This is a genomic window from Chamaesiphon sp., from assembly GCF_041737865.1.
Lineage (GTDB): Bacteria > Cyanobacteriota > Cyanobacteriia > Cyanobacteriales > Chamaesiphonaceae > Chamaesiphon.
Genome location: NZ_JBGSQZ010000031.1, coordinates 1 through 4,146 on the forward strand (window position 1 = coordinate 1; position 4,146 = coordinate 4,146).

Consider the following 4,146-nt stretch of genomic DNA (forward strand, 5'->3'; position numbering starts at 1 on the left):
CCAAAATATCCCGCTACCCCAATCAGCATCACATCCCCAGGCTCGACACTATTGGCGATCGTTGCTTCCATCGCCGCCGTTCCGGTACCGCTGACGGCGATCGTATGAGGGTTATCGGTTTGCCATGCGTATCGCAGTAGAGACTGAATCTCGTCCATAATCTCCAAAAATGCCGGATCGAGGTGTCCTACTGGGGTCGTACTCATCGCTTGGAGGACGGTAGGATGGGCATTGCATGGCCCAGGGCCGAGTAGGAGACGGTTGGGGACAGCCAGGGGTTTTAGTTGCTGTAGTTGGTTGGTTTTGATGGATGTTGTGAATGTCATGGCGGTTTTTAAAAATAGATCTAGTTTTAATTATCCCTCGATCGATACCTACCAGATCTTCTGCAAACTCAATCCGAAACCAGGCATGACATCTTCACAATTAATCAACATTGGGGCATCGAATACTTCAGCTTCTCGCTCCAATCGATAAACCTCTACTTGTTTGTCTAGGGGATTGACGAGGATGCCCAATCGTACTCCCAGTCGGCGATATTCAATCATTTTAGATTGGATACTCAACCTGTCGGTAGTCGATCGCAGTTCTATCGCCAAATCGGGAGGAATCGGACAAAATTGTTCGAGCGAAATTCCTTCTAAGCGAGAATTGACAATCCAAGATACATCGGGAGACATTTTACCGCCACCAATTGCGGTGAAGTCATAGCCAGTAGAAGAGTCAAATACTTCCCCCAATTCGGTTTGTTCGTTCCAAAGCCAGACGCGCCCAAACAGAGTTCCGTTTTGTTTGCCACTAATCGGAAATGCTGGAGTCATAACGATTAATTCGCGATCTTTAGTTAGTTCCAGCCGCAAATCGGGATTGTCGATACACAATAAATCGAATTGTGCTGGCGTAACTTGAAGCGTGGTGTTGCTGATATTTAGTAGCAGCGGTTGGGTATCTACAGCAGCAGTAGCGATTGTCATAAAACCTCCAAATAGCTACAGTAATCGGTTTGTGACTATTATTCCATCATTATACCGAACCGATCCAAGTCATCCTAACAAAAATCAGAAGCTATGGCTTCGGGGTTTAAATCCCCCCTCTTGATGCGGACTGTAACTGTCAACTGTTTAGGAGCTAGCTAAGTCTGGAAACACCGATCGCACTGCTGGATGCACGATCGATCCACCGCGCACATTCATTCCTTTAGCCAGATTGAGATCCATTGCCAGAGCTTCTAAACCGCGATCGGCTAATTTAACCACATAGGGCGCGGTACTATTATTTAAGGCTTGGGTTGCCGTCCACGGTACCGCTCCAGGCATATTTGGTACGCCGTAATGTACGACACCCGACTCGATATAGACGGGACTAGTATGAGAAGTGGGGCGGACTGTCTCGATACAGCCGCCTTGATCGACTGCGACGTCAATAATTACAGAACCAGGTTTCATCTGGCTGACAAGGGCACTAGAGACGAGGATCGGCGCACGTTTGCCCAGGATGAGAACTGCGCCGATAACTAGATCGGCATCGCGAACAGCAGTTTCGATATTAGAGGTATTGCTGTAGAGATAAGTCACCCGCGAACCGAAGATTGTTTCCAGATAGCTCAATCGATCGACATTCACATCTAGAATCGTCACCTGTGCGCCCATACCTACCGCGATTCTTGTGGCTTCTGTACCGACAACCCCCCCACCGAGGATGGTAACTCGTCCAGGTTGGACGCCAGGGACGCCACCGAGGAGGACACCACTACCCCCCTGTTGTTTCTCCAGAAATCTCGCTCCAAATTGAATGGACAATCTCCCCGCGATGATGCTCATGGGGGCGAGTAGCGGTAACTTGCCATCTGGTAATTCTACTGTCTCATAGGCGATCGCACTGACACCAGTATCGATCAGTTGTTCGGTGAGGGTGCGATTGGCGGCGAGGTGGAGATAGGTGAACAGGATTTGGTTTTTTTGTAGGTATTGATATTCTGTTGATAAGGGTTCTTTGACTTTGACAACCATTTCTCGATCCCAGGCTGCTGCTGTGGGGACGATCTTGGCTCCAGCGCGAATGTACTCGGCATCCGTAAAGCTAGAGCCTGCGCCTGCACCAGTTTCGAGGTATACTTGGTGTCCGCGATCGCTCAATGTCCGCACGGTACTAGGCGTTAATCCAACTCGAAATTCTTGGTCTTTGGTTTCTTTGGGGATGCCAATATCCATGTTTTATAGCTTGTGGTTGTCGTCGCAATTACCATCATAATAGAGAGAATACGGGTTTGAGAAAGAGTTGTAGGATACAAGGGTGATGGTGTCAGCGCGCTCGGCTTTGAAGAACAGGGTAAATGAATGCAGCATCATTATCATTAATGTGTCGGGATAAACATCGATCGCGTCAGAAAATCCTGAAATCTAGATTGTGCGTTACGCTTGCGCTAACACTACTAAGCTCATACCTCAAACCTAAAGCCTAACACCTAACACCTAATACCTAAAGCCTAGAATGAAAGCCTGAAATCTAGATGGTGCGTTACGCTCGCGCTAACACACCCTACTAAACTCAAACCTAAAGCCTAAAGCCTAACACCTAGAATGAAGTACCACATAGCCGGAATTATCGAGGGCTACTCTCATGGTCATTTTTTGATGGCAGATGACGAAGACAGTGGGCTTCAGTGGTATTCTAGCAACGAACATGCGCTGATTCCGCTCGACGATCGCTTTCGCTATCCAACTTCGTTGCGGCGAGTCATCAATCAAAACCGCTTTACAGTCAGAATTAATGGGGATTTTCGAGCGGTGGTGGCGGGTTGTGCCGATCGCGATACTACTTGGATTTCGGACGAACTTCAGGAAATCTACTGGGAATTGTGCCAAGCGGGTTGGGCGTATAGTCTTGAAACTTGGCTGGGAGATGAATTAGCAGGTGGAATTCTGGGAATTGCGATCGGTAGCGCGTTTATTGGGGAATCGATGTTTTTTAATATCCCTGAAGGCTCGAAGGTAGCGATGGTACATCTTGTCAATCATCTCCGCCAGCAAAAGTTTAGCCTATTTGATGCCCAAATGACCAATCCGCATCTCGAACGTTTTGGTGCATACACCATCGACACCCAAGCCTATCAAGCTTTACTCGCCATCGCGATCGAGCAAAAGTGCCAATTTAACTCTAGTCGGATTGGTTGACGATGAGTTAAATGGCTAATTGTGTGAAATCTGGCTGGTGGGCAGTTGGTGTGTTAGATCCGATAACTATTTGGTGCGTTACGCTTGCGCTAACACACCCTACAACTAAAGCCTAAAGCCTAAAGCCTAAAGCCTAACCCCTAACCCGCCCGAAGTTGTTGACGATGACGGGAATGAAGTAGTAGACTTACTTTGCTGAGTAATTCATCGATCGAGACGGGTTTATTGAGTAGATCGTCAGCTCCACATTCCAATCCAAAGGCAGCTTGAGATCGATCGAGTGCGGTAAATAGCAAGATCGGTGTCAGATTCCAAGCGGAATTGCTTCTAATCCGTCTCGTCATTTCAAACCCATCGATTTGGGGCATATTAACATCGAGAATAATTAAATCTGGCGGTAGCAGTTCCATTATTTGGAGCGCGATTAGTCCATCGCTATAAGCGATCGTCTCATACCCAGCCGAGGAGAGAATTGCATCAGTTATCGATAGAATTTCTGGAGAATCGTCAACGATTAAAATTCTATCGGTCTTTGACCTTCTAGCAGTAACAACTGATTTCATCTGTCAAAATTTTTTTAATAAACAATAAAAAAGGCAAGTTTAATACTAATTTACCATAGCCGATCTGATTCTACTCGATCGTTATTAACTAAATTAATCAAGATTTGAGCAGGAGGATCTCTAAGTTACTCCCAGATACTTCCGGATCTAGTGTCAAATTAGACATCTAGCGTAGGGGGTGAATAGTGAATGGTGAATCATGACGACAAGACAGGGACATCCCGACAGAATCGATCCGAAAATCGATCCGCATAAGATGTCAATATAGAAAGGTGACATAACCACACGTCAAGCGAGTACGCTATGACGTGGGCTTCCTTGCAGCCCTATTAAGGGTGTACAGGATTTCCTTCATGGTACTGTTATCTATAGAACCAACTACAGAAAGATTCCCACTACGGCGTTTGATG

General features: G+C 46.7%; 4 protein-coding genes and 1 pseudogene. 1 reads left to right on the forward strand and 4 read right to left on the reverse strand.

The genetic code is table 11. From position 1 onward, the window contains the following. The 3 genes and pseudogenes from ACEW9J_RS02265 to ald all read right to left on the reverse strand — a co-directional run. Nucleotides 1-326: pseudogene (locus ACEW9J_RS02265) on the reverse strand (alanine--glyoxylate aminotransferase family protein); the annotation flags it as partial. Nucleotides 327-374: 48 nt separating this feature from the next. After that, complete coding sequence (locus ACEW9J_RS02270; RefSeq protein ID WP_373543526.1) at nucleotides 375-974, reverse strand: Uma2 family endonuclease; 600 nt, start codon at nucleotides 972-974, stop codon at nucleotides 375-377. A gap of 147 nt (nucleotides 975-1,121) precedes the next feature. After that, nucleotides 1,122-2,210 (reverse strand): alanine dehydrogenase, encoded by a 1,089-nt coding sequence (ald, locus tag ACEW9J_RS02275; RefSeq protein WP_373543527.1) that lies wholly within the window; start codon nucleotides 2,208-2,210, stop codon nucleotides 1,122-1,124. A 369-nt stretch (nucleotides 2,211-2,579) separates the two neighbouring features. Between ald and aat the strand changes: the two genes are divergently transcribed. Continuing rightward, a complete protein-coding gene (aat, locus tag ACEW9J_RS02280; protein ID WP_373543528.1) occupies nucleotides 2,580-3,173 on the forward strand; it encodes a leucyl/phenylalanyl-tRNA--protein transferase in 594 nt (197 codons plus the stop codon). A 140-nt stretch (nucleotides 3,174-3,313) separates the two neighbouring features. Here the strand turns inward: aat and ACEW9J_RS02285 are convergent, their stop codons facing one another. Further along, nucleotides 3,314-3,736: a response regulator transcription factor gene (locus ACEW9J_RS02285; protein WP_373543529.1), complete on the reverse strand. Its 423-nt coding sequence runs from the start codon at nucleotides 3,734-3,736 to the stop codon at nucleotides 3,314-3,316. Nucleotides 3,737-4,146 lie beyond the last annotated feature (410 nt).

Bases quoted from the DNA above. Each gene is read 5' to 3' on its own strand.
- ACEW9J_RS02270 (WP_373543526.1), bottom strand. From the start codon at position 974: ATGACAATCGCTACTGCTGCTGTAGATACCCAACCGCTGCTACTAAAT.
- aat (WP_373543528.1), top strand. From the start codon at position 2,580: ATGAAGTACCACATAGCCGGAATTATCGAGGGCTACTCTCATGGTCAT.
- ACEW9J_RS02285 (WP_373543529.1), bottom strand. From the start codon at position 3,736: ATGAAATCAGTTGTTACTGCTAGAAGGTCAAAGACCGATAGAATTTTA.
- ald (WP_373543527.1), bottom strand. From the start codon at position 2,210: ATGGATATTGGCATCCCCAAAGAAACCAAAGACCAAGAATTTCGAGTT.